Genomic DNA, 3,235 nt, shown 5'->3' with positions numbered 1-3,235 from the left:
GCTATGGCGGCGGGGTACCACCCCTTCCCATTCCGAACAGGGCCGTTAAGCCCGCCAGCGCCGATGGTACTGCCGCAAGGTGGGAGAGTAGGCCGCCGCCGGTTTTTTGTCCCGAGCTCAACTGAGCTCGGGACTTTTTTTGTTTATACCCCTGAACGAATTGCCGAATCCATTTCCATTAACTCGGTTGGCAGCACAACTCCCTTATTCAAAACTTATTGATATCCCCAAATAAAAAGGAGCAGAACCCTTTCTGGGTAATGCTCCGAACTGTTGTTGTTTTATCGGTTAATCTATTTCTTTAGCGCTTTAGCCATTTCGTGGAGTTTGATGTCTTCATCGCTTTTTGGCACAATTTCAAGGTTGTGTGAAATCGGTTTGGTGGTGTCGTCTACATAAATAAAGGTAATAAACCCACTAACGAAAGGTTCTTCCACACTGCCGGCACGAATTACATCGATGTGGGCAATAAGGCTACTCCTGCCTGCTAATACAATTTTGGAGGTAAACTTAAGAATTTGACCAGGCCGTGCAGGCTTGGTGAAGTACATTCCATGAATTTTAAGACAAACCACGTGCTGCGGATCAACCAGTGAGGCTGCGGCGATAAATCCTGATTCCACAAACCATTCAGCAGTTCTTCCTGCGAAAAGGGTTCCATGGTGATTTAAATCTTCGCCCTTTACAAGTCTCATGGTGATTGTAGGCTTTGGTTCTAGAATTTGTTTGCTCATACCTTGCTGTTTAAGTGACTACAAAGGTAGACGACAACTGACGCTATTATTCTGCTAGTTAATGTTGTAAAACTGATATTTAGATGTTGTTGATACTCGATAATAGTGAGCATATAACGGTGAACTATTGTTAATCACTGAATAGTTTTTACCGATTTATATTGCGTTGACTTCCATCTCTAGCTCAATGCCAAACTGGTTTTTGATGGTGCGCTGTACTTCCTTGGCCAGCCCAATAATCGCCTCTCCCGTTGCCCCTCCATAGTTCACAATAACCAAGGCCTGCTTAGCGTGAACCCCTACATTCCCAACAGTTTTACCTTTCCATCCTCCTTTTTCAATTAGCCATCCCGCTGGAATTTTTACAGTTCCTCCTTCACTTGGGTAGGAGGGAATATCGGGATAGGTTGCTTTTAGTTTGTTGAATAGTTTTTCGTCGATTACCGGATTTTTGAAAAAGCTACCTGCGTTGCCAGTAATTTTCGGGTTGGGGAGTTTCGACTCCCGGATGCCTATCACAACCTTTCGAATGGCCATAGTGGTGGGCGATACTCCTGCTAGATCCTGTAGGTTAGCGTAGTGAAGAATAGGTTTGGGTTCTTTACTCAACTTGAAAGTTACAGAGGTGACTATGATTTTCCCCTTGAGCTCTTGCTTGAAAATGCTGTTCCTATAGCCAAATTGGCACTGCTGGTTCGTAAGGGTTCTAAATGCACCTTTCTCTATTTCAAAAAAGGTTACCGATTCAATTACATCTTTGACTTCCACCCCGTAAGCACCAATATTTTGGATGGGAGATGCGCCAACTTTACCGGGGATGAGCGAAAGATTTTCAATGCCCCAGTAGTTCCTTTGGCAAGCCCACTCCACAAAACTGTCCCACTCTTCCCCTGCTGCGACCTTTACCTTCACACCATCAGCCTTATCTTCTACAATTTCGATTCCCTTAAACCAAGGGGCTATTACGTTACCCTCAAAATTATTTGTAAGAAGGATGTTGCTTCCACCTCCTAAAATAAGCCTAGGCTCATTTGAATTTAGCACCTCCGATAACGACAGTATTTCCGTTTCTGTTTCCAGTATAATCAGTCTAGTGGCTTCTGCTTCAATGCCAAAGGTGTTGTATGGCTTTAGTGAGCAACTCTTATATTCCTTCATTCTTCCATTTTTTTCAAAGATAAGCATACTTTGAGTGAGGTGGAAGGCTTCACGGCATGCATCTTTCGCTATATTTGGGGAAAAAAGTTGCAAAAAGCTGTAATTCTTGTTACCAACGATATTGAGGCCGACCAGCGCGTAGCAAAAATGGCAAGTAGCATTTCGACCTTGGGCTATGGCGTTACCATCGTGGGTAGACGATTGCCATTAAGCAAACGCACCTTTACTTCGGCCTACTCCATTGTACGATTTCGGCTTCCATTTAACCATGGCTCATTATTCTACCTATGCTACAATTTGTGGGCCTTTTTCTACCTGCTTGTTCGCCGATTTAGCGTTGTTGTTGCATGTGATACCGACACCTTGTTGGCTGCAAGGGCAATGCGCTTACTAAAGCCTATATGCCTTGTTTTTGATGCACATGAGCTATTTACTGAGGTGCCTGAATTGGTAGGTGATAAGCATCGTTTTGCACGAGCAACATGGCGAGTGGTTGAGCGGGCTTGCATCTCTGGATGTGATTTGACATTTACTGTTTCCGATGGCGTTGCTCAGGAGTATGCCAGACGGTACGGAAGATTGTTTACGGTTATCCGAAACCTTCCATATGCACAGCCAATTCCAATGCCTCTAAGGAACCACCCTCGGCCACTTGTCATTTATCAAGGTGCACTCAACATGGGTAGAGGCCTTGAGATGCTTTGCGAAAGCATGAAGCTGCTTCCGGAGGCAGATCTGTGGATTGCCGGTTCAGGTGACTCGGAGCAATCGATAAAAGAGTTGGCTGTACCGTTGGTTGCCACCGGTCAGGTTCGATTTCTTGGAAGAGTTGCTCCCGGTGAGTTACGGGCAATAACCGCAGAAGCAATGGTGGGACTTTCGCTGGAGGAGGATTTGGGGTTGAACTACCACTACGCTCTCCCAAATAAGCTGTTCGACTATATTGCCGCAGGCATTCCGGTGTTGGTATCCGACTTACCTGAAATGAGGAAGATTGTAGATGATTACGGCGTTGGATTGGTTCTGGCAGAGCGCACGCCTCAAGCACTTGCAAATGCTTTGCGAACAATGATTACCAACGAGGAAATGCGTAATCTTTGGCTGGCTAATGTGCAGAAAACTGCTGCCTTGTTAACGTGGAACAAGGAACAGGAGAAACTATTTCGGCTATTGAAAAAAGGTTGATTAGCGGGGTCGCATTACTCCGGCAGCTGCTCCTCTGTAATGCTTAAATCCTCAGCAATTCGAAAAGTTGCTGGCTTACTCACAAGCAGAAAGATTAAAAGCATTCCCAAGAGAATGAGTGATGTGCTTTTTCCACCAATAAAGTAGGCAATGGCGCA

Annotated in this window: 3 protein-coding genes and 1 rRNA gene; 2 read left to right on the top strand and 2 right to left on the bottom strand. The window is 45.2% G+C overall.

Annotation, left to right across the window (positions count from 1 at the left end):
- A 5S ribosomal RNA gene (rrf, locus tag VMW01_00845) occupies nucleotides 1-104 on the top strand; the annotation flags it as partial.
- Nucleotides 105-293: 189 nt separating this feature from the next.
- On the opposite strand, the gene VMW01_00840 is transcribed toward rrf, so the two are convergent.
- Nucleotides 294-734, bottom strand: a complete 441-nt coding sequence (locus VMW01_00840; protein HUW04783.1) for a hotdog domain-containing protein — start codon at nucleotides 732-734, stop codon at nucleotides 294-296.
- Nucleotides 735-890: 156 nt separating this feature from the next.
- A complete protein-coding gene (gene murB / locus VMW01_00835; protein HUW04782.1) occupies nucleotides 891-1,892 on the bottom strand; it encodes a UDP-N-acetylmuramate dehydrogenase in 1,002 nt (333 codons plus the stop codon).
- A 39-nt stretch (nucleotides 1,893-1,931) separates the two neighbouring features.
- On the opposite strand from murB, the gene VMW01_00830 reads away from it, so the two are divergent.
- Nucleotides 1,932-3,077 carry a glycosyltransferase gene (locus tag VMW01_00830; protein HUW04781.1) on the top strand — a complete coding sequence of 382 codons (1,146 nt, stop codon included), beginning with the start codon at nucleotides 1,932-1,934 and terminating at the stop codon, nucleotides 3,075-3,077.
- The last annotated feature ends 158 nt before the right edge of the window (nucleotides 3,078-3,235 follow it).

Source organism: Williamwhitmania sp. (assembly GCA_035529935.1).
In the GTDB taxonomy this organism is placed as follows: Bacteria; Bacteroidota; Bacteroidia; order Bacteroidales; family Williamwhitmaniaceae; genus Williamwhitmania.
This window is presented reverse-complemented; position numbering and strand designations above follow the sequence as displayed.